Source organism: Pseudomonas sp. NY15181 (assembly GCF_048068055.1).
Taxonomy (GTDB): domain Bacteria; phylum Pseudomonadota; class Gammaproteobacteria; order Pseudomonadales; family Pseudomonadaceae; genus Pseudomonas.
Genome location: NZ_JBLUPT010000009.1, coordinates 158,151 through 183,981, shown reverse-complemented (window position 1 = coordinate 183,981; position 25,831 = coordinate 158,151). Strand labels below are relative to the sequence as shown.

The following is a 25,831-nucleotide window of genomic DNA, read 5'->3' as shown; positions in this document are numbered from 1 at the left end:
ACCTCTCTTCAGACGCAAGAACAGCCCAGATGCCCAACTATCGACGCGCCTGGGTGCCCGGCGGCACCTACTTCTTCACCGTTACGCTACTCGACCGCCACTCCGACATCCTGGTGCGCGAAATCGAACTGCTGCGCCGAACGATTGCAACGTGCAAACGCCGCCACCCATTCCGCATTGATGCCTGGGTGGTGCTGCCGGACCACATGCATTGCCTTTGGACGTTACCCACCGGTGATGCCGACTTTTCTACGCGCTGGAAAGTCATCAAATCAGGCTTCTCGCGGCATCTCGCCGAGGGAGAGCCGGACTCCACGGCCAAACGTCGACGGGGACAGCGGAGTCTCTGGCAGTCCCGCTATTGGGAACACCTGATCCGTAGCGAACCGGATTTTCGGCGGCACTTCGATTACATCCATATCAACCCGGTGAAGCATCGGCTGGTCGAAGCAGTGAAGGACTGGCCGTACTCCACCTTTCACCGAGCGGTTATCAAAGGTGTCTATCCACTGGACTGGGCGGGTAATCCGTCCCTGAATCTGCATGGTACGGAGCGTGATTGAATGGTTGGGACGGTTGCCAAGCTCGACCATGGAGTTGGCAAGACGTTAGGTGTATCGACGTACAACCGCGAACGGTTGTACGCCCTACGCCAGGCCAAAACGTAGGGCGTATAACGCTCCGCGTTATACGCCGGTTAACCTTTGCCGTGCCTCCGCTCGGGTTCGATCTGAGAAGAGTTGGCCAGGCTCGGCCACGGAGCTGGCGATGGGTCAGGCGAATCGGCGTATAACCGCGAACGGTTATACGCCCTACGCGAGCGACGTTAGGTGCCATACACCTTCTGTGCCGGCACGGCACTGTCGATCAGTTCTGCCACCACGCCGCCGATCTCCTCCGGCAGCCAGCGCGCACCCTTGTCGCGCAGCGGGCCCCGACGCCAGCCGTCGCCGATGGAGAGCTTGCCGCCTTCCACTTCGAACAGGCGGCCGGTGACGTGCTGGGAGTCCTCGGAAACCAGCCAGGCAATCAGCGGCGCGACGTTTTCCGGGGCGAAGTGGTCGAAGCCGTCTTCCGGCTTCTTCATCACGTCGGCGAACACCTGCTCGGTCATGCCGGTGCGCGCAGCCGGGGCCAGGGCGTTGGCGGTGATGCCGTAGCGCGCCAGTTCCGCCGCCTGGACCAGGGTCAGGGAGGCGATGCCGCCCTTGGCCGCCGAGTAGTTGGACTGGCCGATGGAGCCCTGCAGGCCGGCGCCGGAGCTGGTGTTGATGATGCGCGCCTGCACTTTCATACCGGCCTTGGCCTGGTCGCGCCAGTGGTGCACGGCATGGCTGGCGATGCAGAAATGCCCCTTGAGGTGCACGTTCATCACCGCGTCCCAGTCGGCCTCGGTGAGGCTGGCGAACATGCGGTCGCGGCAGATGCCGGCGTTGTTGACCACGGCGTGCAGGTCGCCGAAGGCGTCGATGGCGGCGCGGACAATCTCGCCGGCTTCGCTGTAGTTCGTGATGTCGTGGCTGTCGCCGATGGCCTGGCCGCCCTGGTCGCGGATCAGGGCGACCACGCCAGCGACGGCTTCGCGGTTGATGTCGTTGACCACGACCTTGGCGCCTTCGGCGGCCAGGGCCAGGGCATAGGCGCGGCCAAGGCCGCCGCCGGCGCCGGTGATGATCACGACGCGGTCTTTGCAGATGGACATGGGGTTCTCCAAAGGGTTGCGCTGGTGCGCGCAGAGAAAATCTTCAGGGCGTAGCGAGCGACGACCGGCATTCCAACGCCGCATGGCCTAGCGCAGTAGCCCCGTCACAGCCGTTCGATGATGGTGACGTTCGCCTGCCCACCGCCTTCGCACATGGTCTGCAGGCCATAACGGCCGCCGCTGCGCTCCAACTCGTGGAGCAGCGTGGTCATCAGGCGGGTGCCGGTGGCGCCCAGCGGGTGGCCGAGGGCGATGGCGCCGCCGTGGACGTTGGTGCGTTCGTGCGGGTAGCCGGTTTCCTGCAGCCAGGCCATGACCACCGAAGCGAAGGCTTCGTTGATCTCCACCCGGTCGATGTCGTCCAGGCGCATGCCGGCCTTCTTCAGCGCGTACTCGGTGGCCGGGATCGGCGCGGTGAGCATCCACACCGGGTCGTCGGCGCGCACGCTGATGTGGTGGATGCGTGCGCGCGGCGTCAGGTTGTAGCGCTTCAGGGCGCGTTCGGAGACGATCAACATCGCGCTGGCGGCGTCGCAGGTCTGGCTCGAAACACCGGCGGTGACGCGGTCGCAGCCGAACAGCGCTTCCAGTTCGGCCATCTTCGCAAGGCTCGTCTGGCGCGGCGTCTCGTCGTGCTGGACGCCCGCCAGCGGAACGATCTCGCGGGCGAAGTAGCCGGCTTCGATGGCGTGCAGCGCGCGGCGGTGCGACTCCAGCGAGTAGGCTTCCAGCGCCTCGCGGCTGAGCTTCCAATTCTCGGCGATCATCTGCGCGGAGCGGAACTGGCTCGGCGGCGTGGAACCGTAGCGCTTCACCCAACCCTCGGAGCCGCTGAAGGGATCGCTGAAGCCCAGCGGCTCGGCGGCGGTCATGGCCGAGGAGATCGGGATCTGCGTCATGGTCTGCACGCCACCGGCGATCACCACGTCCTGGGTGCCGCTCATCACCGCCTGGGCGGCGAAGTGCACGGCCTGCTGCGAGGAGCCGCACTGGCGATCGATGGTGGTGCCGGGCACGCCCTGGTCAAGGCCGGCGGCCAGCCAGGCGGTGCGGGCGATGTCGCCGGCCAGCGGGCCAATGGTGTCGACGCAGCCGAAGATGACGTCGTCGTAGTCCGCGTCGGGGATGCCGTTGCGCTGCACCAGTTCGCGCAGCACATGGGCGCCCAGGTCGGCGGCGTGGATCTGCGACAGGCCACCCTTGCGCTTGCCGGTGGGCGTGCGCAGGGCGTCGACTATATAGGCTTCTGCCATTTCATTCTCCTCAGACGGCGAAGGTGTGGCCGGCGCCGGCGCTGACCGCCCCGCCGAACAGCGCCTGGCACAGCCGCGCCTTGTGCAGGCTGCGGTCGCCCCAGACCTTGTCCAGGGCCCAGGCGCGCTTCATGTAGAGCTGCAGGTCGACTTCCCAGGTGTAACCCATGGCGCCGTGCACCTGGATGGCGTTCTTGGCCGCCAGCTGGGAGGCCTCGGAGCAGGCCAGGGCCGCCTGGGACACGTGCAGCGCGGCCTGCGGATGGCCCTGCGCAAGGGACTGCGCGGCGCGGTACAGCGGCGCCTTGGCGAACTCGATGAGCACCGCGACGTTGGCCATCAGGTGCTTGACCGCCTGGAAGCTGCCGATCGGCTTGCCGAACTGCTTGCGTTCGAAGCTGTAGTCCACCGCCAGGTCCACCATGCGCCGGGCCAGGCCCAGCTGCTGCGCGGCGCAGGCCAGGGCGCCACGCTCGAAGGCGGCGTTCCACAGGGCGCGGGCCGCATCGCCACCGGCCACGCGGGTGGCGTCGCTCGGCGTCCAGGTCACGCTGTACAGATGGCGCGACGGGTCCAGTGCCGGGTTGCGGGTGAGCTGCACGGCCTCACGGGGTACCGCGTGGATTTCGTCCCGGCTGCCGAGGATCAGCAGGTCGGCGACGTGGGCGTCGGCCACCAGCAGGTTGTCCGGGTGCCCCACCGCCAGGCGTGCTTCGCCCGAGGCGATGCGGCCCAGCCACTCGCTCTTCAGCCCTTCGTGCTCGGCGCCCAGCGCCGCCAGCAGCGGCGCGCCCACCAGCACGGTGTCGAGCAGCGGTTCGGCCAGCGCGGCGTAGCCGCATTCCTGGGCCGGCAGCATCCAGTCGGTCTCGTTCAGGCCCAGGCCGCCGTAGTTCTCGGGCAGGTTCAGGGCGGTCAGGCCCAGCTCGGCGAGCTGCGCCCAGAGTTCGTCGCTGCGGCCGCTTTCGCTGTCCCACAGTTCGCGCAGGCGCTCGGGGGTCACCTGGTTGGTGAGGAAGGCGCGCACGCTGTCGTGGAAGCTCAGTTGGTCATCGTTGAAGGTGAAGTCCATGGTCCTGGCTCCTCAGGCGCGCGGCATGCCGAGCATGCGTTCGGCGATGATGTTGCGCTGGATTTCGTTGGTGCCGGCGTAGATCGGGCCGGCCAGGGAGAACAGGAAGCCGTCCAGCCAGCGGCCGACCTCGCCCGCCAGCGGCGCTTCGGGCAGCAGTTCGGCGCGGGCGCCGAGGATGCTCAGGGCGGTGTCGTGCATGCGCTGGTCCAGCTCCGACCAGAAGATCTTGTTGGTCGAGGATTCCGGGCCGATGCGGCCGCCCTGCTGCAGGCGCGAGGCGGTCATGTAGGTGCTCAGGGTGTAGGCCTCGGCATCCAGCCAGGCGCGCATCACCGCCTCGCCGATGGCCGGGTCGCGGTCGGCGGCTTCGCGGTTTTCCAGGTACAGCTGCAGCAGGCGCCGCGCGGTTTCCTGGAAGCGTGCCGGGGAACGCAGCATCAGCCCGCGCTCGAAGCCGGCGGTGGACATCGCCACGTGCCAGCCCTGCCCTTCGCCACCCAGGACGTTCTCCACCGGCACCTTGACGTCGTCGAAGAAGATTTCGGCGAAGCCCGGCAGGCCATCGAGCTGGGCGATCGGGCGGACGGTGATGCCCGGCGAGTTCAGCGGCACCAGAATGAAGGTCAGGCCGTGGTGGCGACTGGAGGCCGGGTCGGTGCGGAACATGCCGAACAGCCAGTCGGCCCAGACCGCGCGGGTCGACCAGGTCTTCTGGCCGTTGATCACGTAGTGGTCGCCGACGCGCTCGGCACGCGAGCGGATGGCCGCCATGTCGGAGCCTGCTCCCGGCTCGGACCAGCCCTGGGCCCAGACGTCCTGGCCACGCGCCATGCGCGGCAGGAAGCGCGCCTTCTGCTCCTCGGTGCCGAACTCCATGAGGGTCGGGCCGAGCAGGAAGATGCCGTTCTGGTTGACCCGGCCGGGGGCGCCGGCGCGGTAGTACTCTTCTTCGAAGATCAGCCACTGGATCAGGTCGCAGCCGCGGCCACCGTAGGCTTCGGGCCAGGTCACCATGCCCCAGTGGCCGTCATGCAGGCGAGCTTCCCACTCGCGGTGCAGGCGGAAACCCTCTTCGGTGTCATAAGAGGGCAAGGGGTTCTTCGGCACGTTGGCCGCCAGCCAGGCGCGGACTTCCTCGCGGAAGGCCTGTTGCTCTTTGTTGTAGTTAAGGTCCATGGGCTGCTGCCTGTGGTTGATCAGTTGAATTGCGCTTCGCGCTTTTCCACGAAGGAGTCGCGCGCTTCCTGGGAATCCAGCGAGCGGTAGGCCTCCAAGGTGAAGCCCTGCTCCCAGCGGTATTTGTCTTCGAGGTTGCCGTCCTCGATGCCGGTCAGCGCCTCCTTGGCCAGGGCGATCATGGCCGGGCTCTTGGCGGCGATCTTGCGTGCCACGTCCAGCGCTGCGTCACGCAGCTTGTCGCGCGGCACCACGCGCTCCACGGCGCCCAGGCGATAGGCCTCGTAGGCGTCGATGGGCTCGCCGGTGAAGTACATGTGGCGCACCTTCTGTACCGGGAACAGGCGCTGCAGGTGGGCGCCGCCACCCATGGCGCCACGGTCCACCTCGGGCACGCCGAAGGTCGCGCATTCGCTGGCGACGATAATGTCCGCCGCGCCGCACAGGCCGATGCCGCCCCCCAGGACGAAGCCATGCACGGCGGCGATCACCGGCTTGGGATTGCGGTGCACGGCCTTGAAGCTGTCGTAGTTGCCCTTGTTCACCGCGACGATCAGGTTGCCGTCGGCGGCCAGTTCCTTGATGTCGACGCCGGCGCAGAAGCCCCGGCCCTCGGCGCGGATGATGATGACCCGCACCGCGTCGTCGCGGCCCAGGCGCGCAAGCTCCTCGGCGATGGCCGCCCAGCCGGCGCAGTTGAAGGCATTCACCGGCGGACGGTCGAACACCATCTCGGCGATGTGCTCGTTGATCTCAACGCGAAACGGCTGCATGGAGGCTCTCCTGGGACTGTTGCGGTTCTACCCGGCGGGCCAGCTCGGCGAGCCGTGCCTCGGCCTGGGCGACGATGTTCTGGATGATCTCGGCGCACGACAGGCGGCTGCCGAGCAGCGCGGCGACCTGGCCGGCGGGCAGCACGCCGTCTTCGGGGTGGCCGTCGACCATGGCCTTCTGGATCACCATGGGCGCGTTGGCGGCCAGCAGCGCCTGGGAAAGGGTCAGCTCGCCACGGTTGCGCAGGGCCTGGAGCATCTGCATGACGCTGATGCCGGAGTGGCGGCGGTAGGCCAGCGCGCACTGCACGGCGAGGCCCAGGCGACGCCAGGAGCCGGCGGCTTCCAGGGCGTCGAGCAATTCATTGCGGATCATCCGCTGCGGCAGGCCGTCGAGGGCGCGGCTGACGATCACTTTCGCCGGGTCCTTCACGCCCAGGTAGCGCGCCAGGGTGGCGTCCGGAACCGGGCTCTCCTGGCTCATCAGGAAGCGCGTGCCCATGGCCACGCCCTCGGCCCCCAGGGCCAGCGCAGCCACGAGGCCTGCGCCGTCATGGAAGCCGCCGGCGGCGACCACGGGCACCTGCACCGCTTCGCGCACCTGGGCCAGCAGCAGCGAGGTGGGCACCGAGCCGGTGTGGCCGCCGCCCTCCCCACCCTGCACGGTGACGACATCGGCGCCCATCTCCACGGCCTTCTGCGCGTGCTTGAGCGCGCCGACGGTGGGCATGCAGATCACCCCGGCTTCTTTCAGACGGGCGACCATCTGTTTGCCGGGCGAACGGCTGTAGCTCACCGCCTTCACGCCATGGCGCAGCACCAGTTCGACGATCTCGGCGGCGTTGGGCTGGTACATGTGGAAGTTGACGCCGAACGGAGCGGACGTCAGCGACTTGGTTTCCAGGATCGCCGCTTCCATCTGGTGCGGCTCGATGGTGGCGCCGGCGAGGAAGCCGAACGCGCCGGCGTTGCCGGTGGCGGCCACCAGGCGCGGCTCGGCCACCCAGCCCATGGCGGTCTGGATGATCGGGTAGCGGCAGCCGAGCAGCTGGGTGACGCGGGTGCTCAGGTCCAGGCTCATCGGCCGCCCTCCACCGGCTCGCGCTGCGAGCTGGCCATGGCGCGGGCATCGTAGCCGCCCAGACGGTCGCCGCTGACCAGTTCGTTGTGGGCGTGGGCGAAGTGGTGCAGGCCGAACACCATGTCCATGGTGGCGCGCTTGCCCATCAGGTCCTCGGCGTTGTTCACCGCCTGCTTGGCCAGCTGCAGGCCCAGGCGCGGCATCTCGGCGATGCGCCGGGCCATGTCCAGGGTCACGTCCAGCAGCACGTCGCGCGGCACCACCTTGTTGACCATGCCCAGTTGCCAGGCGCGATCGGCGCCCAGTCGCTCGCCGAGGAAGAGGAACTCCTTGGCGATGCGCGGGCTGAGTTCATGCACGTGGGCGAAGTACTCGACGCCGGGGATACCCATGCGCACCACCGGATCGCGGAAGTAGGCATCGTCGCTGGCGACGATCAGGTCGCAGACCCAGGCCAGCATCAGCCCGCCGGCGATGCAGGCGCCCTGCACCATGGCCACGGTCGGCTTGGGCATTTCCCGCCAGCGCCGGCACATGCCCAGGTAGACCTCCTGCTCGCGGGCATAGAGGAACTCGCCGCCGGGCTTGTTCACGTGGTCGTACCACAGGCTCGCGCGGTCGAAGCTTTCGTGCACGTCGCGGCCCGGCGTGCCGATGTCATGGCCGGCGGAGAAGTGCTTGCCCTCGCCACGCAGAACGATGACCTTGACCGAATCGTCGTCGCAGGCGCGGCGGAAGGCCGCGTCCAGCGCGTAGGTCATCTTCGAGTTCTGCGCATTGTGGTACTCGGGACGGTTCATGGTGACCAGGGCCACCGGGCCCTGCACCTCGTAGAGAACGACCTCTTCGACTTCGCTCATGACTACGCTTCCTTGGCGCTGCGCAGCGCCGGCGGGTTGTCCTTGAGCTGGCGGCCACGCAGGTTGTGCGGGTCGAGGCGCTGCAGGATTTCCAGTTGCGAGGCCGTGGGCATGGCAGTGGTCGGGATCTGCGCCGGCAGGGCCAGGTCGAAGCTGGTGTTGTCCAGCACCTGCGCCAGTTCCACGCCCGGATGCAGCGAGCGAACGCGCATCTGGCGCTGCGGGCCGTTGAAGTCGAGCACGCAGAGATCGGTGACGATCAGGCGGATGTCGATGTCGTCCAGCGACCAGCCACGGGCCAGGCGCGCCGGGTTGTAGCCGACCGAGGCGACCATGTCGACCTCGCCTTCGACGAACACCCGGCGGCTGTGCGACGGCACGAAGAAGGAGTTGGCGTGGCTGATGGAGTTGCCCGGGAAGCCGCGCACGCCGAGCATCTGCGCCTTGGGCTTGGCGTAGTCGCCGATGCAGGAGATGTTCGCCTGGCCGAAGCGGTCGATCTGGGTCGGGCCGACCAGCGCGTGGCGGCGACCGCCCCAGACGTTGTCGAAGATGCGCGAGAAGCCCATCCAGCTGTCGAACTTCGGCACATAGCCGTTGCGGGCACCCAGCGGCACCGGTTCGGCGACCATGAAGGCCTCGGAATCGGTCATCAGCAGGTCCGGGTTGCTGGTCAGCATGGCCAGGGAGGCGGCCAGGCGCGGGACCACGCCGATGCCGGTGGCGAGCACTTCGCCATCATCACGCCAGCATTCGCTGGCGGCGCAGATCAACAGCTCGGCGAGGCTGCAGGAAGCGGTTGCGTCAGTCATGGTCAGAACACCGGCAGTGGCAGCTTGCGGAGAGACTCGAGCCCACCCACCTTTTCCAGGTAGGCGGCTTCGCCGTCGCGGATGAATTCGTCGTAGTAGCGCTGCCAGCCGTCCTCTTCCTGGACCGAGGCGTTGTAGCGCTGGAAATGCGGCACGTCGAAGCCGTACAGCGGTGCACAGGAGCTGGGGTGGGCGCCACCGGGGACGTGCACCACGCCGTCGGTGAGGTTGCGTTCCCAGAACACCGTGCGTGCCGCCTGCGGGTTCGCGTGGAAGTGTTCGGACTCCACCAGCTCGTCGCAGCAGACGAAGGTCTTGGCCGCGGCGCGGACGAACAGGTCGTCCATGTAGTGGTCCGGTCCCTCGATCTGGCAGACGCCACGGGCATCGGCACGGTCGACGTGGACCAGCGCCGCGTCCAGCTTCAGCGCCGGCATGGCGACCCAGTCGCGGCCGTCGGCGTAGGGCGAGGACACCAGCTTGATCTGCGGGTTGTACTTCAGCACGTCGGTGCCCAGGCCCACCGCGGTGGGAATGAACGGCACGTTCATGGCCGCCGCGCGCAGGCCCAGCAGCATCATCCCCTCGTCGATCTCCATCACGTCCAGCTCACCCGCCTGGCGGGCCTTGCGGAAGTAGGGTTCGAGCGGGATGAAGTCCAGCGAGACGAAGGCGAACACCAGCTTTTTCACCTTGCCGGCGGCACAGAGCATGCCGACGTCGGCGCCGCCGTAGGCAACGATGGTGAGGTCCTTGAGGTCCGAACGAAGGATCTCGCGGATCAGGGCCATGGGTTTGCGGCGCGGGCCCCAACCACCGATACCGATGGTCATGCCGTCGCACAGCTGGGCGACCATCTCGGCCGCCGTCATGCGTTTATCCATGTTGTGCTCCTTACTGGCGACCGACGCTGAAGTCGTGGCCCCAATGGCTGACCACGGTGCTTTCGAAAGGCGTGTGCGCCTCCCAGTCCACTTCCAGGCCGCCGTGGCCATATTCGATGTCAAAGCCACCGGGGCTCTGCATGTAGAACGAGACCATGTGGTCGTTGGTGTGCTTGCCGAGGGTCGCCGAGAGCTTCACGCCGTTGGCGTGCATGCGGTCCAGGGCGCGGCCGACGTCGTCCAGCGACGCGGTCTCGAGCATCATGTGCACGCAGCCGCTGGGGATCGGGCACTCGAAGATCGCCAGGGAATGGTGGCGGGCGTTGTTGCAGTGCATGAAGTGGATGCGCTTCTCCGGCTCCTGCGGATCGGGGGTGAAACGGACCTTCATCAGGTCGGAGAGACCGAAGCCCAGCACCTGCTCGTAGAAATCGCGGCAGCGCTCGAAGGACGGCGCCGGCAGTACCACGTGGCCCATGCCCATGGAGCCGGTGACGAAGCCGCTGACACCCGCCGGGGAAACGAACGGACGGAAGTCCTGGCACGGCCCCCAGAACAGCTCGTGTCGGTTGCCGTCCGGATCGCGGAACAGCGCCAGTTCCTGAACCTTGCGCACTTTGCAATCGGCGGCGCTGCCACGGACAACCTCGACATCGGCCTGGGCAAGCTCGGCGATGGCCTGCTCGAAGGCGGCCTTACCGGCCACTTCCCAGCCGCTGGCACCGTAGCCGTCGCGCTCGTCCTGCAGCACCAGCACGCGGTAGTGACGCTCGTCCATCTTCAGGTACAGCGCGCCTTCGGGCGCGGCGTCGTCCACCATCATGCCCAGCACCTGGCTGGCATAGCTGCTCCAGCGCTCAAGATCGCTGGCCAGGACGGTCACGTAGCCCAGTCCTCGGATATCCATGGGGTGTTCTCCTCATCGTTATTGCCGCTCCGCCTGGCGGAGTGGCCGGTGATGAGGATTCAAACAGCGCGGGCAAAGCCGAACATCGTCCAATGGGACTAGCGCCAAAGGGGCATGGCGCGGGCGATTCAGGGCAACCGGGGGATATTCGGGAGGACCATCACACTCTAGGCCGAACGGACGATTTGCCGGCGGCAGGCGGCATCGATACTCCGCCCACGACAATAAAGGACGGGCACGGCACACATGACCCCTTCCATCCCCGACAGTCAGGCGCTGTGCACCAGCGCCGGCATCGACGCCGCCGCCATGGGCGAACTGCTCGACCTGGTCTACCGCGGCCCGCAGGAAAGCACCCCCTGGGCGAGCCTGCTGGAGCACCTGCGCCAGCGCTGCGGCGCCAGTTACTTCACCCTGGTGCTGCGCAACCCCGCGCAACAGCGGCCGGGGCTGATCGTCAACGCTTCGATACACGGCCCGCACCTGCCCGGCGAGCCCTCGTACAGCGAGCACTACTATTCCATCTGCCCCTTCCTCGACTGGCCGGTCGGCCAGGTCGCCAGCGCCGACCAGGTGATGGGCAGCGGCGCCTGGCTGGAGCACGACTTCTACCGCCAGTACCTGGCGCCGCTGGACCTGCGCTACGTGCTGGTCGCCCACATGCGCACCCCGGGCGGCATGCACTGTGCGTTGTTCGCCTGCCGGGGCCCCGAGGGCGAGGATTTCAACGAGGCGGAACAGGCCCTGGTGCGCCTGCTGCTGCCGCATCTGCAACAGGCCGTGGACCTGCACTCCACCGTCGATCAGCTGGAGTCCGAGCGTCGCCTCTATGCGCTGACCATCGACCGCCTGCTGGTGGGCACGGCGATCCTCGACACCCACGGCCGGCTGATGCGCTGCAACGACGCCGCGCAACGCCTGCTCGACAGCCGCGACGGCCTGGAATGCCGGCAGGAGCGCCTGCACGCCTTCGGTCGCCAGGACAACCGCAACCTGCAGAACTCCATCCAGGCGCTGCTGCAAGGACGTGAAAACGTCGACGACGTCGAAGTCCTGGCGCTGGCCCGGCCCAGCGGCGGGATGCCGCTGAACCTGCTGCTGCGGCCCCTGGCGCTGAACCACGAAAGCCACGGCGACGCCCGCCAGCCGGCGCTGGTGGTGTTCATCCGCAACCCGGCCGACTCCCCCCGGGCGTCGCGCACCCTGCTGCGCAGCCTGTTCCAGCTGACCCGCACGGAAACCGAGGTGGCGATGCAGATGATGGACGGCCTGACCCTCGACGAAACCGCCGACGCCCTCGGCGTGTCGCGCAACACGGTACGTGCGCACCTGCGCGGCGTGTTCGCCAAGACCGGCGTGACGCGGCAGGCGGAGTTGGTGAAGACGCTGCTCAACAGCGTGGCGTCGTTGGCGTAAGGGCTGGCGCGATCCGCATCGTACCGTGCGGTTCGCGAACGCGGATTGGGCGTCCCTCTCGGTCCTACAGGATGGCGGCAAAGACCTGCGCATTGCTGGCAGCACACATTCCGCCGCGATGGATTTCGCGGACAAGGTCCGCTCCTACGAGATAGACCTGCGCTCGGGTCGGCCCTCACCCTAACCCTCTCCCAAAGGGAGAGGGGATCATTCGGTGCAGGAGGAAATCTCGCCCTCAGCCGGCACGGACAGCTCCCTCTCCCTCTGGGAGAGGGCTGGGGTGAGGGGAAGGGCAGGCACGGCCTTACCCGAAAGCAGACAGTTGCTCCTACGGGGCTACGACAATCAGACCGGCAACCCCTCCGGCACATTGAACGCATAGCTCTTCTCCTCGCTGCGCCGCTCGATACGCCACCCCTCGGCGGTACGCCGATAGCGATCGTGATACCAGAGCCCAAGGAAGAAGGTCTGCCGCGTACCATCGGCCAGGTCCACCTGCATCGGGTTGAAGCAGAGGATGCGGCCGCTGGCCTGGTCGCCCTCCAACTGGATGGCGACGTTCGAAATCATGTGCTGATAGGCCGGGAAGTTGCCCAAGGCTCCGCGCAGCCAGTCCTTCATCGCCGGGTAATGCCCATCGACGCCGCCCATGGCGCGGTAGTCGATATAGGCGTCGGCGCTGAACACCCGGTCCAGTGCATCGAAGTCGCGGCTGTCGATGGCCGTGGAATAGTCGACCGCCAGTTGCTGGATCTCCAGCCGATCCGAGATTTCCTGCAGGGACAGCATGTCATCCTCCTCCGAGTTCAATCACGACGTGAGCGATAACCCCGGAGTAACGGCGTACAACCGCGAACGGTTGTACGCCCTACGCCGAGGTTGAGCGTTGTGTAGGGCGTATAACACTCCGCGTTATACGCCGATTGACCTGGACAATGTCCCGCTCGGGGTCGAGCCGGAAACCACCACCCAGCCCGACCACGCCACATGCAACGACCTCAGCCGAAGGTCGCGCCAGCCAGCATGCCCCCGTCGACCACGAACTCGGCGCCGGTGCAGTAGCTGGACTCGTCGCTGGCGAGGAACAGCACCAGCCTGGCCACCTCCTCCGGCTTGCCGATACGCGGAATCGGCAGACCGCTGTAGAAGGCCGACGCATCCATCTCGGCCATCTCCGGCGGCCGCGCCATGGGCGTGTCGATGCCACCCGGGTGCACCGAGTTGACGCGGATGCCATAGCGGCCCAGTTCCAGCGCGGCGGACTTGGTCATGCCACGCACGGCGAACTTGCTGGCGACGTAGGCGCTGCCACCGGCCACACCCTCCATGCCCGCCGTCGAGGAGAGGTTGACGATGGAGCCGCCACCGGCACGCTTGAGCGCCGGCAATACCGCCTTCATGCCCAGCCAACAGCCGACCTGATTGACCTCGATGACCTTGCGGTAGCTCTCCAGCGAGCACTCCTCCAACGGCACCAGCAGCAGGATGCCGGCGTTGTTGACCAGCACGTCGAGCCGGCCGAAATGCGCTTCCGCCGCTTGCACCGCTGCGGCCCACTGCGCTTCCGAGGTCACGTCCAGGTGCTGGTAGAGCGCGGCATCACCCAGTTCGTCGGCCAGGCGCGCGCCCTCCGCGTCGAGCAGATCGGCGATCACCACACGGCCGCCCTGCTCGACGAACAGGCGCGCTTCCGCCGCGCCCTGCCCGCGCGCGGCGCCGGTGATCAGGGCTACCTTTCCATCCAGTCGCTTCATGCACTTGCCTCCAGGGTGGCAGCCTGCGCTGCCTGTTGCGGATAGCTGGCCAGCAGACGGCTGGCCAGTTCGTCCAGTTGATCGTCGTCGAGATGATTGATGCCGGCCGCGCGGGCTCGCCCGCCGCCAGTGGGGAAGCCCCGGCAGAAGGCGTCCGCCGCCAATTCCACGCCCGCCGGTACACGCAGGCTGAACAGCCAGCCACCCTCGGCCTTGGCGCTGAGCAGGCCGATGGCCCGCTGCGGTTCGCGGCTCGCCAGCTGGTTGGCCAGCACCCCGCTCACCCGCCGCGCCCAGGCTTCGGTGGGCAGGCGGTAGAGCAGCGCGTCCGGCCCCTCGCGCCACGGGCTCTGGCCTTGCGCGGCCGCCATGTCGGCGGCGTGCGCCGCACGCAGGGTGGTGAAGCTCGGGCTTTCGCGAATGAAATCCAGCGGGTCCGCATAGGGCAGCAGCTCGGCGGCCAGCACCAGTGGGTCGAAGTGCAGGTCGGCCAGGCTTTCGCCATAGGCGTTGTAGTTCAGCAGCAGGCCCAGTTCCTCCAGCGCCGCCACGTCCTCGGCAGCCACGCCGTGACGTTGCGCCAGGGCCCGAGCCGAGCCGGCCAGGCCGTCGCCGAAGGCCGCCGCCACCGCCCAGCGGTGGAAGCGGCCTTCGAGGTGACGGTCGACCAGGATGCTGGTGCAGACGTCGGCGGCGGTATCGATGAAGGACTCGAACGCCGGGTGTTCAGGCAGGTCGCCGGCATGGTGGTGGTCGAAGTAGCGCAAGGCGGCGCCGGACTCCAGCAGGCGCCGGGTGTCGTCGTGGTTCTGCGCGTGGGAGATGTCCAGCACGGTGACCCGCTCGCCAGCCCCGGCCCGCACCCGCCGCAGCAGGTCGATGTCGCGCTTCACCCCGCTGACCAGGCGCACGCCCGCCTCCAGCTCGCCGGCCAGGCGCAGCTGTTGCAGGGCGCAGAGGCCGTCGGCGTCGCCGTTGAAGGCGCAGTGGTCGATCAGGCTCATGTCCGCCCCTCAGACCATCAGCTCGCCGCCATTGGCGTCGAGCTGCGCGCCGTTGATCGCGCTGGCGTAGTCCGAGGCGAGGAACAGCGCGGCACGGGCACATTCCTCATCCGTGCGCATGCGCCCGCCGGGAATGCCGGCGCTGAACTCGGCGCGTACCTGTTCCTCGCTGACGCCACGGGCAACGGCGGTCTGGCGCACCACCGCCTGCACCGGCTCGCCCCACATCCAGCCGCAGGCCAGGGCGTTGACGCGCAGGCCGTGTACCGCCTGCTCCGCCGCCAGGTAGCGCACTGAAGCCGCCAGCGCCGCCTTGGACGCCGAGTAGGCGGCACCGCCCTGGTAGGGTTTGCGCACGCCGAGGGTATTGATCATGACGATGGCGCCGGCGCGTTGTGCCTGCATCGCCGGCAGTACCGCGCGGCTCATGTTCAGCGAACCCAGCAGGTTGACCTCCAGGGCCTCGCGCAGCGGTTCGTTGTCGCCCTCCTCCACGGCCTGGAAACCACCGTGGGAGTAGGCGCTGTTGATCAGCGCGTCGATGCGCCCGAAACGCGCCAGGGTGGCCTGGGCGAAATCATTGCAGGCCGCGGTGTCGGTGACGTCGGTGGGCAGGCGCAGCACCGCGCAGTCGGGGGCGATGGCGTGGATGCGCGCCTCGGCCTCGATCAGCCGCGCTTCGTTTCGCGCGCCGATGGCCAGGGCACGCGCGCCTTCGCGGGCGGCTTCCAGGGCCAGCTTGATGCCCAGTCCCGGACCGATGCCGGAAACCATCACAATCTTGTCTTTCAGCAACATGGGAACCTCTCCTGTGTAGGGTCAGGCTTGGATATGACGGCGGCGGTATTGGGCGTAGTCGCGCTCGAGGGTGGCCTCGTCGAGGCCGAACTGCTCGGCGCTGTACTGGTGGGCGGCGCGTTTCTCGCGGCCGTTGTCGGCGAGCCAGCCCTGCATGGCGGCGCGGCAGTCCGGCGTCAGGTCGAGGCCGGCGAAGGCGTAGATGCGCTCGACCACGCCGAGCGGGTCGCTCAGGGTGTCCTCGAAGCGCACGTCGAGGAAGCGCCCGGCCGGCACGCCTTCGCGCACCTGCATGGTGTGGCGCAGGGCGCGGGCCATGCGCTGGTTCCACTGGCCGCCGACGGCGCGCGGGTCAACCTGCTCGCTGTAGAGCTGCCAGAGGGTGTGGATGAAGCTGGCCAGGGACGGAATGGTCTTGCCCGGATCGCGGTGGGTCAGCACCACCTGGGCGCGGGGGAACACCTCCAGCAGCAACTCCACGGTGTGCAGGTGCTGCGGGCTCTTCAGCAGCCAGCGACGCCCCGGCGCGATGCCCCGGCGCTGCTGCTGCCATTGCAGGAACTGCAGGGTCTTCTTCAGGTAGCGGTAGACCTGGGCCTGGTCCTGGCGGTCGAGCCAGGCGGTGTAGCTTGGCACGTTGACGTAGGAGTCCATGGCGCAGAGGAAGGAGTGCTCCATTAGCATGAATTCCTCATCCGGCTGCTCGGCGTCCAGCGGATGGATGGCCAGCAGCTGCGGCAGGAACTCGATCATCCCCGCCACTTCCATGCGCGCCCGCTCGATGCGCTGGATCGGCGCTTCGACCGCCTCGCCGGCCAGCGGTGCCGGGTAGCGGGTTTCCCACCACTGCGCCTTGCTGAACTGCGGGTCCACCGCCAGGGTGCGCTGCAGCAGCGTGGTGCCGGTGCGCGGCAGGCCGACGATCACCAGCGGGTCGTCGATGGGCTGCTGGAGGATTTCCGGGTAACGCTTGCAGTAGTCCTCCAGCACCAGGCGGTTGCCCAGTTGCGCCAGCAGCTTCTCGCGCAGCAGCGCGCGGCCCTGGGCGGAGAGCTTCGCCTCGTCGCGCAGGGCGACGGCGAGCACGTCCAGCGCCTCGCGGAAGTCGCCCTCGCCGAAGTCGTCGAGACCGCCAGCGCGGGCGCTGGCTTCGGCCAGCAGGGCTTTAGCGGAGAAATCGTCCATCACAGCAGATCCTTGAGTTCGGCGAGCTTGAGCACGCGGGTGGTCGGGTGCACCGGCTGCTTCGCGCCAACCCAGCGCAGACAGAGAGTGCCGTGGGGGTGGCCGGCGGTTTCCAGCCAGTTGGGCAGGCCCGGATCGCGGGCGCTGAGGACGATGCGCACGCCGCCTTCGCCGTCGAGCTGCGCCGAGTGCTTGTTCAGGCAGATGCGGTGGTAGCGGTAGTCCAGAGACTCCATCCAGTAGTTGTTGATCTGAAGGTTCCAGAAGTCGCACTCGGGTACCCGTTCGACATCGATCACCAGCGCCTCGTCGTCGACCAGCGCCCAATAGGAGTGGTAGTAGATGATGTTCGGGTCGCCGCCGACCGACTGGCACAGCGCCTGGTCCGCCAGCGGCAGCTCATTGGCGTGGGCCTGGTAGCCCTGGGCCCAGTCGGCGAACAGCCGCGCGGTGCCCTCGACAAACGAAGCGGCGCGGGTCAGCCCCTGCTGCAGGCGCTGCGGGGTCAGCGGCTCCGGTGCCTGGGCGCCGTCCAGCCGCTCGATGCGCAGTTGCGCCGGTTGCTCGGCGGCGCGGTCGAGGAAGGTCTGGCGCACCACCAGCGCGTTGCTTGCGGCCTCCATCGGCAGCCAGTTGCCGCTGGCCGGCCGATGCTGGCTGAGGATGATCTCGAAGTTGCCGTCGGCGTCGAGCTGCAACAGGCTGGCGTCGATGAAGCCGGTCTGGATCATCTTGCCGTCGGTCTCGTAGCCGCCCTTCTGGGTGCCGAAGCTCAGGTAGAACACGCTGCCGCGACTGCCGCTGACGCGGTACTGGTGCTCGCCGTTGAGGCGCGCGTAACGGTACAGGTTGTCCGGGTTGTCGGCGCCGATCTTCGCCGTCTCGTGGGAGGGCGTGATGAAGCCGGGGAAGTCCGGGTCGGCGAACTCCAGGTGCATCTCCAGGGCGATGCGCAGCAGGCGGGTCAGGTAGCGGAAGCCTTCGGCGCGGGTCTCTCCGTCGGCGGGCGCCTCGGCGCGCAGTATCTGTTCGCCGCTGCGGCGCAGTTGTTCGCAGAAGAGGTTCCAGCTTTCGCCGCTGATGACCTCGTGTTCGATCCTGTCGGTGGGCATTTCGGTCTCCTCCTGTGGGCCTGTACAGACCTTAGGGAGGAGCCGGCTGCGGATTCTTCGTCCGAGCGGACGAGGAGCGCGAAGACGCTTGCGCCGAGTATCGACTCTGACGCGTCGCGCGGTGCGATGCGCACGTCTGAAGGAATCCCTGATGAGCACAGAGAAAAACCTGGTGCGCTCGCTGAGCGTGGAGATCGCAGCGCCCGCCGAACTGGTCTGGTCGATCCTGGTCGACCTGCCGAGCTACCCGCAGTGGAACCCCTACACCGTCAAGGTGGAATCGAGCCTGCGACTGGGCGAGCCGGTCAACCTGTTCCTGCCCAACCCGGCGCAGCCCGGCGAACTGCTGCACGTGGTCGAGTACCTTGCCGACTTCGAACCCCATCGCCTGCTCGCCTGGGAAATGATCGCCAGCGCCGACAATCCGGACGCCGCGCGCCGCGAGCAGATCATCGAATCCATCGGCCCGAACAGCTGCCGCTACCACACCACCGACCAGTTCCTCGGCCCTACCGCCGATCAGGTGATGGCCAACCACGGCCCGTGGGTCAAACAGGGCTTCGACGCCGTGGCCCTGGCGGTCAAGGCTCGTGCCGAGGCATTGAACGCGGTACCGGCCTGAGTCGGGCCGTCGCGGTTTTTTCGTCCGCTCGGACGAAGAACCCGCGACGGCGCATTACCTACCGTGATGTCACGCCGGCCCCGAGGACGGCAAGACACGAGGAGGTAAGTGATGTTGAGTCATCTGCAACGGCTGGAAGCGGAAAGCATCCAGATCATCCGCGAAGTGGTCGCCGAGTGTGAGAACCCGGTGATGCTCTACTCCATCGGCAAGGACAGCGCAGTGATGCTGCACCTGGCGATGAAGGCCTTCGCCCCCGGCAAGCCGCCCTTTCCCCTGCTGCACGTGGACACCACCTGGAAGTTCCGCGAGATGATCGACTTCCGCGATCAGACCGCCAAGCGCCTGGGCCTGGAGCTGCTGGTACACATCAACCCCGAGGGCGTCGAGCGCGGCATCAATCCCTTCGAGCACGGTTCGGCGCTGCACACCGACATCTGGAAGACCCAGGGCCTGAAGCAGGCGCTGGACCAGTACGGCTTCGACGCGGCCTTCGGCGGCGCACGCCGCGACGAGGAGAAGTCACGGGCCAAGGAGCGGGTGTTCTCGATCCGTTCCGAGCAGCACCGCTGGGACCCCAAGCAGCAGCGCCCGGAACTCTGGAAGCTGTACAACACGCGCAAGCGCAAGGGCGAGAGCCTGCGGGTGTTCCCGCTGTCGAACTGGACCGAGCTGGACATCTGGCAATACATCTTCCTGGAACAGATCCCCATCGTGCCGCTGTACTTCGCCAAGGAGCGCCCGGTGGTGCGCCGCGACGGCACCCTGATCATGGTCGACGACGACCGACTGCCGCTGCGCGACGGGGAAACCCCGGAAATGCGCAAGGTGCGCTTCCGCACCCTGGGCTGCTACCCGCTTACCGGCGCCATCGACAGCGACGCCGACGACCTGTCGGCGATCATCCAGGAGATGCTCGTCAGCCGCACCTCCGAACGCCAGGGCCGCCTGATCGACAGCGACTCGGCCGGCTCCATGGAGAAGAAGAAACAAGAGGGGTACTTCTGATGAACGCCATCACCCAATCGGCGCGCGACGACCTCGGCACGTACCTGGCGCAGCAACAGCACAAGCAGTTGCTGCGCTTCATCACCTGCGGCAGCGTCGACGACGGCAAGAGCACCCTGATCGGTCGCCTGCTCTACGAATCCAAGGTGCTCTTCGAGGACCAGCTCGGCCAGCTCGAAGCCGACTCGAAGAAGCTCGGCACCCAGGGCGAGGAACTGGACTTCGCCCTGCTGGTGGACGGCCTGGCCGCCGAGCGCGAACAGGGCATCACCATCGACGTGGCCTACCGCTTCTTCGCCACCGACAAGCGCAAGTTCATCGTCGCCGACACCCCCGGCCACGAGCAGTACACTCGCAACATGGTCACCGGCGCCTCCACCGCCGACCTCGCGGTGATCCTGGTCGACGCCCGCCAGGGCCTGCTGGTGCAGACCCGCCGGCACAGCTACCTGGTGTCCCTGCTGGGCATCCGCAAGGTGGTGCTGGCGATCAACAAGCTCGACCTGATGGACTACTCCCAGGAAGTCTTCGAGCGCATCGAGCGCGACTACCGCGCCTTCGCCGCGCAGATCGGCCTCGACGACATCCAGTGCATCCCGCTCTCGGCGCTGCGCGGCGACAACATGCTCGAAGCCAGCCCGAACACCCCCTGGTACCAGGGCCCGAGCCTGCTGCAATACCTGGAGAGCGTGCCACTGGAAGAGTCGCGGCAGAGCCAGGCGGCGTTCCGCCTGCCGGTGCAGTGGGTGAACCGGCCGAACCTCGACTTCCGTGGCTTCAGCGGCAATATCGCCGCCGGCAGCATCCGCGTCGGCGAGCGCATCCGCGTGCTGCCCTCGGGCCAGCAGAGCACGGTCAGCGGCATCCTCGGCACTGCCGGAGCACAGGATGAGGCCGTCTGCGGCCAGGCGGTGACCCTGACCCTGGAAGACGAGATCGACATCAGCCGTGGCGACCTGATCACCCCGGCCGACGCACCGGCGGAAGTGGCCGACCAGTTCGAGGCCACCCTGGTGTGGATGGACGAGGACGCCCTGTTGCCCGGCCGCCCCTACCTGCTGAAGATCGGCACCCGCACCGTCGGCATGAGCTGCACCAGCCTCAAGCACCGGGTCGACGTGAACAGCCTGGAACACCTGGCCGCGCGCACCCTGGAGCTGAACGAGATCGGCGTGTGCAACCTCAACCTGGACCGCCCGATCGCCTTCGATGCCTATGCCGACAACCGCGACACCGGCGGCTTCATCGTCATCGACCGGCTGAGCAACCGCACCGTCGGCGCCGGCATGCTGCACTTCGCCCTGCGCCGCGCGCAGAATGTGCACTGGCAGGCCATCGACGTGAACCGCGAGGCCCACGCCGCGCTGAAGGGCCAGACGCCACGGGTGCTGTGGTTCACCGGGCTGTCCGGCGCCGGCAAGTCGACCATCGCCAACCTGGTGGAGCGCAAGCTGCACGCCCTCGGCCGGCACACCTACCTGCTCGACGGCGACAACGTGCGCCACGGCCTGAACCGCGACCTGGGCTTCACCGAGGCCGACCGCGTGGAGAACATCCGCCGCGTGGCCGAAGTGGCGAAGCTGATGCTCGATGCCGGGTTGATCACCCTGGTGTCCTTCATCTCGCCGTTCCGCGCCGAACGCGACATGGCGCGCAACCTGGCCGGCGAAGGCAACTTCCTGGAGATCTTCGTCGACACGCCGCTGAGCCTGGCCGAGGAGCGCGATCCCAAGGGCCTGTACCAGAAGGCCCGGCGTGGTGAGCTGAAGAACTTCACCGGCATCGACTCGCCGTACGAGGCGCCGCTGAGCCCGGAGATTCGCGTCGATACCCGCCATGAATCGGCGGAGGCGGCTGCGGAGCGGATCGTGGAGATCCTGCTGAAGGGTTGATACGAGCGGCAAGGCACCAAGGCCCGCCCCCTCACCGGGGCGGGCCTTTGTATTTCGTAGGGCGGATAACGCCTTTGGCGTTATTCGCCCTACGAAAAGAAAGAGCATCGCGGACGGAGTCCGCTCCTACGAGGGCATTCCAATCCGCGATGCATCCGCCAACCACCAGGAACGTAGGGCGTATAACCGTTCGCGGTTATACGCCGTTACGCCCATCCCATCGCCAACACCGCATCCCAACCTGGCGCCATTACATCGCCCAGCTCAAGCCCGAGCAAAACGTCAGCCAAGGCCAATCGGCGTATAACGCGGAGCGTTATACGCCCTACGCAACTGCTGACCTCATGCGCCATCGGCAAAAAAAAAGCCCCGCGGGTAGATTTCCCCGCGGGGCATGACCAGCCAAAGGATTCGGTTGTATCAGCTCGCCGCCAACTCCCGCAGCGCCGCCTTGGTGACCTTGCCGGCGGCGTTCAGCGGCAGCGCGTCGAGCAGCATGGCGCGGCGCGGGGCCTTGTAGTTGGCCATGCGCTCGCGGCACCAGGCGAGGAAGGCATCGAGATCGATCGACTGCCCGGCGGCCGGCAGCAGGAAGGCCATGGCCACCTCACCCAGGCGCTCGTCGGGGATGCCGATCACCGCCGCCTGGGCCACGCCCGGGTAGCAGAGGATGGTCTGCTCGATCTCCGCCGGGTACACGTTGAAGCCGCCGTTGATGAACATGTCCTTGAGACGGTCGGTGATGCGCAGGTAGCCGCGCTCGTCGAGCACGCCGACGTCGCCGGTATGCAGCCAGCCCTCGCTGTCGATGGCTTCGGCGGTTGCCTCGGGGTTGCCGAAGTAGCCCTGCATCAGGTTGTAGCCGCGCACCACCACTTCCCCCGGTTCACCGGTCGGGACGCTGCGGCCCTGGGCATCCACGCAGCGCACCTCCACTTCGGGGAAGGCGCGGCCGCAGGTGGTGGCGACGGTCTCGGCGTCGTCGCCAGGGCGGCAGATGGTGACGAAGCCGCAGGTCTCGGTAAGGCCGTAGGCGGTGACGATGGTTTCGAAGCCCAGCTCGCTGCGCATGCGCCGGACCATTTCCACCGGCACCGAAGCCGCGCCGGTGACGGCCACGCGCAGCGAGCTCAGGTCATGGTCGCTGCGGCGAGGATGGGCCAGCAGCGACTGGTACAGTGTCGGCGGGCCGGGCAGCACGGTGACGCGCTCGGCGGCCACCCGTTCGAGCAGCACGTTCACGTCGAACACCGCCTGCGGCAGGATGCAGCAACCGCGCATCAGCGCCGCCAGCCAGCCGGCCTTGTAGCCGAAGCTGTGGAAGAAGGGGTTGACGATCAGGTAGCGGTCGCCCTCGCGCAGGCCGACCATTTCGCTCCAGTCGCGCACCAGGCGCAGGTTCTGCCCGTGGGCGGTCATCACGCCCTTGGGCTTGCCGGTGGTGCCGGAGGTGAACAGCAGGTCGCACAGGTCATCGGCGGCGACCTGTGCCTGGCGCTCGGCCAGTTGCGCTTCATCAACCGTCTCCGCCAGCGCCAGGAATGCCTCCCAACCCAGCGCACCAGGACGCTCGCCGCGCAGGATCACCCGCTGGCGCAACGCCGGCAGGTCCTCGCCATCGAGCAGCGCCGGGTAGTCGTTGCCGAGGAAGTCGGCGATGACAAACAGCAGGCTCGCCCCGCTCTCGCGCAGCACCAGGCCGGCCTCGGCACCCTTCATGCGGGTATTCAGCGGCACCAGCACGGCGCCCACGCTGTGCAGCGCGGTGGCGGCGACTATCCATTCCCAGTGGTTCGGCGCCCACACCGCGACCCGCTCGCCGTGCCCGATGCCCAGTGCCAGCAGTGCGCGGGCGGCGCGTTGGCGCCACTGGTCGAGCTGGCGGTAGCTCAGGCGGACGTCACCGTCCTCGATGGCCGGCCGGTCGCCATAGGCGGTCGCCGTGGCGCTCAGCAACTGGGGGATGGTCAGGGCGGATTGCGGGCAGGTCATGGCAGGAAACTCACGAACGAAAACCGAAGAAGGGCCGGTACGATGCCGGCCCGATGCCTTGGAGACTCAGGCCTGCGGCGGAGCGAAGCGGCGTCCGGCGGAGAAGCCGCCGTCGACGGCGATCATCTGCCCGCTGACGAAGGACGCGTCGTCGGAGGCGAGGAACAGCGCGGCCTTGGCCACCTCCTCCGGTTGCCCGGCGCGGCTGAGCATGTGCTGCGAGGCGAAGAAGGCGTGGAAGGCTTCCTGCTCGCGCACCATCTGGGTCATGGGGGTTTCGATCAGGCCCGGGCAGAGGCCGTTGACGCGCACGTTGGCATGGCCGTAATCGATGGCCATGGAGCGGGTCAGCTGGTTGATGCCGCCCTTGGCGACGTTGTAGGCGACGTTGCCGTCGCAACCCTGCAGGCCGAAGATCGAGCCGATGTTGATGATCGAGCCGCTACGCTGGGCGACCATCTGCGCCACGGCGTGCTTGCTGGTGAGCATGCTGCCGGTGAGGTTGATGTCCAGCACGCGCTGCCACTCGCTGGTGGACGAATCGGTGACGCTGCCACGGCTGGCGACGCCGGCGGCGTTTACCAGCACGTCGAGGCGACCATGACGCGAAACGACTTCGCCCATCACCTGCTCGACGTTGCTCTCGTTGCGCACGTCCAGGGCCATGAACAGGCCGGGGAACTCGGCGGGCGCCGCGCCCACGTCCAGACCCACTACCTGGGCGCCTTCCGCGGCGAAGCAGCGCGCGCACGCCAGGCCGATACCCGATGCAGCGCCGGTGATGACGGCGACCTTGCCTTGCAGTCGATTCATTGCGTACCTCTGGTCTTGTTGTTCTGAGGGTGTCCTGCGGAGAAAGTCTAATCAGCCGCTGGAAGATGGTGATCGTCCATTGAGACTAGCCACGTGGCAAGCCTGGATACCGTTCAGGCACACCGTGACCGAGAAGGCCCCGGCGGTGCCTCGAACGGTTGCCCGCAGCCGCCTCAACCCGCTACGCCAAACCAGCTCTTGACCACGCGAAAATCCGCCGGGATGGGAGCGGTGACGTTGTCGAGCACGCGGCGGTAGCCGGTGGACAGGATGAGCCAGGCGCCATCGCGCTTGATGTATTCATCCTGGTAGAACGCCGTGCCCTGCACGATCCAGTCGTTATCGAGGTCGATCACCTGGTCCTCCAGGTACCACACGCCACGGGCGCGGTCGGGGGCGACGAGCTCGATCTCGGGGTGGTGTCCCTGGTGCTTGGACAACAGGGTCGGGCGATCCATCATCTGCTTCAACCCGGCGATGAACGCGTCGCGGCCAACGAAGGCGTAGTTGCCGCTGTCCAGCTGGGTCGTGACATCCTCGGCGAGGCAGGTGGCGAACAGCGCCCAGTCGTGGGTGTCGATAGCGCGGAAGTAGCGGTACTTGAGTTGGCGGATCTGTTCGATCTCAAGAAGGACTTCGACGGACTCGGCCATCTGCTTGGCTCCGGAGGTGGGGGGGGGAGCAAGAGCCTGTCAGTACGCATCAGACCGCTCATCGTCCAAGGGGACTAGCCCTAGTCCGATCGGCCGATTCCCGCCCCTGCGAAGGGTGCAAGTCTGCCCCCTGCCTGCCTCACCGCAGGTCGAGCCGCAAGGCTCACGGCATGCCCGGAACATCACCCGACCGATGCGGAAATCCCCGTCGGGCAAGATCGCCGCCGCCCCATCGGCGACACTCGGGTGACGCGGGCAACGCCGCCTCCCTACAACAAAAATTAAAGGAACAATCACCCATGAACATGCTGCAAGGCAAGGTGGCGCTGGTCACCGGTGGCGGTCAGGGCGTCGGCCAGGGCATTGCCTTCGCCCTCGCCGCCGAGGGCGCCCGGGTTGCCGTGGCGGGCCGCACCCGCGCCACGCTGGAACAGACCGTGGAAGAAATCCGCCAGCGCGGCGGCGAAGCCCTGGCGGTGGAGTGCGACGTGATGAGCGCAACCGACCTGGAGCGTAGCGTGGCCCAGGTGGTGGAAGCCTTAGGCGGCCTCCACATCCTGGTCAACAACGCGCAGATCGTGCCGCTGGGGCGCATCCTCGACGTCAGCGACGAGGACTTCATGAAGGGCATCGACTCGGGCCCGATGGCCACCCTGCGCCTGATGCGCGCCTGCTACCCCCACCTCAAGGGCAACGGCTCGATCGTCAACCTGGCCTCCTCCGCCGCCGTCCGCTGGGACGCCTCCGGCTACGGTCACTACGCCGCCACCAAGGAAGCCATCCGTTCCCTGAGCCGCGCGGCCGCCTGCGAATGGGGCGTGGACGGTATCCGCGTCAACGTCATCGCGCCCCATGCCCTGTCGCCGGGGCTGCGTGGCTGGGTGGATGCCCATCCGGCGGAGGCTGAGGCGTTCTTCCAGAGCATTCCGCTGCGGCGGGTCGGCGACTGCGAAGCCGACATCGGCCGCACCGTGGCCTTCCTGGTCAGCGACAACGCCCGCTACCTGACCGGCGCCACCATCCCGCTGGATGGCGGCCAGGCCTACTGGGGTTGAACAA

The 25,831-nt window shown here is 67.5% G+C and carries 25 protein-coding genes; 6 read left to right on the top strand and 19 right to left on the bottom strand.

Going from position 1 to position 25,831, the window contains the following annotated elements; translation table 11 throughout:
• The first annotated feature begins 29 nt into the window (after nt 1–29).
• Nucleotides 30–563: an REP-associated tyrosine transposase gene (locus ACNFBT_RS20600; RefSeq protein WP_416752514.1), complete on the top strand. Its 534-nt coding sequence runs from the start codon at nt 30–32 to the stop codon at nt 561–563.
• 263 nt (nt 564–826) lie between these two features.
• On the opposite strand, the gene ACNFBT_RS20595 is transcribed toward ACNFBT_RS20600, so the two are convergent.
• The 10 genes from ACNFBT_RS20595 to ACNFBT_RS20550 all read right to left on the bottom strand — a co-directional run bounded on the left by ACNFBT_RS20595 (nt 827) and on the right by ACNFBT_RS20550 (nt 10,523).
• A complete protein-coding gene (locus ACNFBT_RS20595; protein ID WP_416752512.1) occupies nt 827–1,702 on the bottom strand; it encodes an SDR family oxidoreductase in 876 nt (291 codons plus the stop codon).
• Between the two features lie 104 nt (nt 1,703–1,806).
• The gene (locus ACNFBT_RS20590) at nt 1,807–2,955 is read right to left on the bottom strand and encodes an acetyl-CoA C-acetyltransferase (protein WP_416752510.1); all 1,149 of its coding nucleotides are present in this window, start codon (nt 2,953–2,955) and stop codon (nt 1,807–1,809) included.
• Nucleotides 2,956–2,965: 10 nt separating this feature from the next.
• Nucleotides 2,966–4,027, bottom strand: a complete 1,062-nt coding sequence (locus ACNFBT_RS20585) for an acyl-CoA dehydrogenase family protein (protein ID WP_416752509.1) — start codon at nt 4,025–4,027, stop codon at nt 2,966–2,968.
• A 12-nt stretch (nt 4,028–4,039) separates the two neighbouring features.
• The gene (locus ACNFBT_RS20580; RefSeq protein WP_416752507.1) at nt 4,040–5,206 is read right to left on the bottom strand and encodes an acyl-CoA dehydrogenase; all 1,167 of its coding nucleotides are present in this window, start codon (nt 5,204–5,206) and stop codon (nt 4,040–4,042) included.
• A 20-nt stretch (nt 5,207–5,226) separates the two neighbouring features.
• On the bottom strand, nt 5,227–5,979 hold the full coding sequence (locus ACNFBT_RS20575; RefSeq protein ID WP_416752505.1) for an enoyl-CoA hydratase family protein: 753 nt from the start codon (nt 5,977–5,979) through the stop codon (nt 5,227–5,229).
• The gene (locus ACNFBT_RS20570; RefSeq protein ID WP_416752503.1) at nt 5,960–7,060 is read right to left on the bottom strand and encodes an NAD(P)H-dependent flavin oxidoreductase; all 1,101 of its coding nucleotides are present in this window, start codon (nt 7,058–7,060) and stop codon (nt 5,960–5,962) included. The genes ACNFBT_RS20575 and ACNFBT_RS20570 overlap by 20 nt, the downstream gene beginning before the upstream one ends.
• The gene (locus ACNFBT_RS20565; protein ID WP_416752501.1) at nt 7,057–7,920 is read right to left on the bottom strand and encodes an enoyl-CoA hydratase; all 864 of its coding nucleotides are present in this window, start codon (nt 7,918–7,920) and stop codon (nt 7,057–7,059) included. The genes ACNFBT_RS20570 and ACNFBT_RS20565 overlap by 4 nt, the downstream gene beginning before the upstream one ends.
• A 2-nt stretch (nt 7,921–7,922) precedes the next feature.
• Complete coding sequence (locus tag ACNFBT_RS20560; protein ID WP_416752499.1) at nt 7,923–8,732, bottom strand: CoA-transferase subunit beta; 810 nt, start codon at nt 8,730–8,732, stop codon at nt 7,923–7,925.
• Between the two features lie 2 nt (nt 8,733–8,734).
• Nucleotides 8,735–9,616, bottom strand: a complete 882-nt coding sequence (locus ACNFBT_RS20555) for a CoA transferase subunit A (protein ID WP_416752497.1) — start codon at nt 9,614–9,616, stop codon at nt 8,735–8,737.
• 10 nt (nt 9,617–9,626) lie between these two features.
• A complete protein-coding gene (locus tag ACNFBT_RS20550) occupies nt 9,627–10,523 on the bottom strand; it encodes a VOC family protein (RefSeq protein ID WP_416752495.1) in 897 nt (298 codons plus the stop codon).
• Between the two features lie 246 nt (nt 10,524–10,769).
• On the opposite strand from ACNFBT_RS20550, the gene ACNFBT_RS20545 reads away from it, so the two are divergent.
• Complete coding sequence (locus ACNFBT_RS20545) at nt 10,770–11,939, top strand: helix-turn-helix transcriptional regulator (protein WP_416752493.1); 1,170 nt, start codon at nt 10,770–10,772, stop codon at nt 11,937–11,939.
• A 345-nt stretch (nt 11,940–12,284) separates the two neighbouring features.
• Here the strand turns inward: ACNFBT_RS20545 and ACNFBT_RS20540 are convergent, their stop codons facing one another.
• The 6 genes from ACNFBT_RS20540 to ACNFBT_RS20515 form a co-directional block, all read right to left on the bottom strand.
• On the bottom strand, nt 12,285–12,728 hold the full coding sequence (locus ACNFBT_RS20540; protein ID WP_416752491.1) for a nuclear transport factor 2 family protein: 444 nt from the start codon (nt 12,726–12,728) through the stop codon (nt 12,285–12,287).
• 209 nt (nt 12,729–12,937) lie between these two features.
• Nucleotides 12,938–13,693: a glucose 1-dehydrogenase gene (locus ACNFBT_RS20535; protein WP_416752489.1), complete on the bottom strand. Its 756-nt coding sequence runs from the start codon at nt 13,691–13,693 to the stop codon at nt 12,938–12,940.
• Nucleotides 13,690–14,697 carry a DHH family phosphoesterase gene (locus tag ACNFBT_RS20530; RefSeq protein ID WP_416752488.1) on the bottom strand — a complete coding sequence of 336 codons (1,008 nt, stop codon included), beginning with the start codon at nt 14,695–14,697 and terminating at the stop codon, nt 13,690–13,692. The genes ACNFBT_RS20535 and ACNFBT_RS20530 overlap by 4 nt, the downstream gene beginning before the upstream one ends.
• 9 nt (nt 14,698–14,706) lie before the next feature.
• Nucleotides 14,707–15,495 carry an SDR family oxidoreductase gene (locus tag ACNFBT_RS20525; RefSeq protein WP_416752486.1) on the bottom strand — a complete coding sequence of 263 codons (789 nt, stop codon included), beginning with the start codon at nt 15,493–15,495 and terminating at the stop codon, nt 14,707–14,709.
• Nucleotides 15,496–15,516: 21 nt separating this feature from the next.
• Nucleotides 15,517–16,680 (bottom strand): sulfotransferase family protein, encoded by a 1,164-nt coding sequence (locus ACNFBT_RS20520; RefSeq protein ID WP_416752484.1) that lies wholly within the window; start codon nt 16,678–16,680, stop codon nt 15,517–15,519.
• Nucleotides 16,680–17,792, bottom strand: a complete 1,113-nt coding sequence (locus ACNFBT_RS20515; protein ID WP_416752482.1) for a DUF1214 domain-containing protein — start codon at nt 17,790–17,792, stop codon at nt 16,680–16,682. Before ACNFBT_RS20515 ends, ACNFBT_RS20520 begins: the two co-directional genes overlap by 1 nt.
• Before the next feature lie 151 nt (nt 17,793–17,943).
• Between ACNFBT_RS20515 and ACNFBT_RS20510 the strand changes: the two genes are divergently transcribed.
• The 3 genes from ACNFBT_RS20510 (at nt 17,944) to cysN (ending at nt 21,314) form a co-directional block, all read left to right on the top strand.
• On the top strand, nt 17,944–18,414 hold the full coding sequence (locus tag ACNFBT_RS20510; RefSeq protein ID WP_416752480.1) for an SRPBCC domain-containing protein: 471 nt from the start codon (nt 17,944–17,946) through the stop codon (nt 18,412–18,414).
• 111 nt (nt 18,415–18,525) lie between these two features.
• Nucleotides 18,526–19,422, top strand: coding sequence for a sulfate adenylyltransferase subunit CysD (cysD, locus tag ACNFBT_RS20505; RefSeq protein ID WP_416752478.1), 897 nt, complete (start codon nt 18,526–18,528; stop codon nt 19,420–19,422).
• The gene (gene cysN, locus ACNFBT_RS20500; protein ID WP_416752476.1) at nt 19,422–21,314 is read left to right on the top strand and encodes a sulfate adenylyltransferase subunit CysN; all 1,893 of its coding nucleotides are present in this window, start codon (nt 19,422–19,424) and stop codon (nt 21,312–21,314) included. The genes cysD and cysN overlap by 1 nt, the downstream gene beginning before the upstream one ends.
• A 420-nt stretch (nt 21,315–21,734) precedes the next feature.
• Here the strand turns inward: cysN and ACNFBT_RS20495 are convergent, their stop codons facing one another.
• The 3 genes from ACNFBT_RS20495 to ACNFBT_RS20485 form a co-directional block, all read right to left on the bottom strand.
• Complete coding sequence (locus ACNFBT_RS20495; protein ID WP_416752474.1) at nt 21,735–23,306, bottom strand: FadD3 family acyl-CoA ligase; 1,572 nt, start codon at nt 23,304–23,306, stop codon at nt 21,735–21,737.
• Nucleotides 23,307–23,372: 66 nt separating this feature from the next.
• On the bottom strand, nt 23,373–24,119 hold the full coding sequence (locus tag ACNFBT_RS20490) for an SDR family NAD(P)-dependent oxidoreductase (RefSeq protein WP_416752472.1): 747 nt from the start codon (nt 24,117–24,119) through the stop codon (nt 23,373–23,375).
• 173 nt (nt 24,120–24,292) lie between these two features.
• Complete coding sequence (locus tag ACNFBT_RS20485) at nt 24,293–24,772, bottom strand: nuclear transport factor 2 family protein (RefSeq protein WP_416752470.1); 480 nt, start codon at nt 24,770–24,772, stop codon at nt 24,293–24,295.
• Between the two features lie 299 nt (nt 24,773–25,071).
• Here ACNFBT_RS20485 and ACNFBT_RS20480 point away from each other — a divergent pair, with 299 nt between their 5' ends.
• Nucleotides 25,072–25,827 carry an SDR family NAD(P)-dependent oxidoreductase gene (locus ACNFBT_RS20480; RefSeq protein ID WP_416752468.1) on the top strand — a complete coding sequence of 252 codons (756 nt, stop codon included), beginning with the start codon at nt 25,072–25,074 and terminating at the stop codon, nt 25,825–25,827.
• The last annotated feature ends 4 nt before the right edge of the window (nt 25,828–25,831 follow it).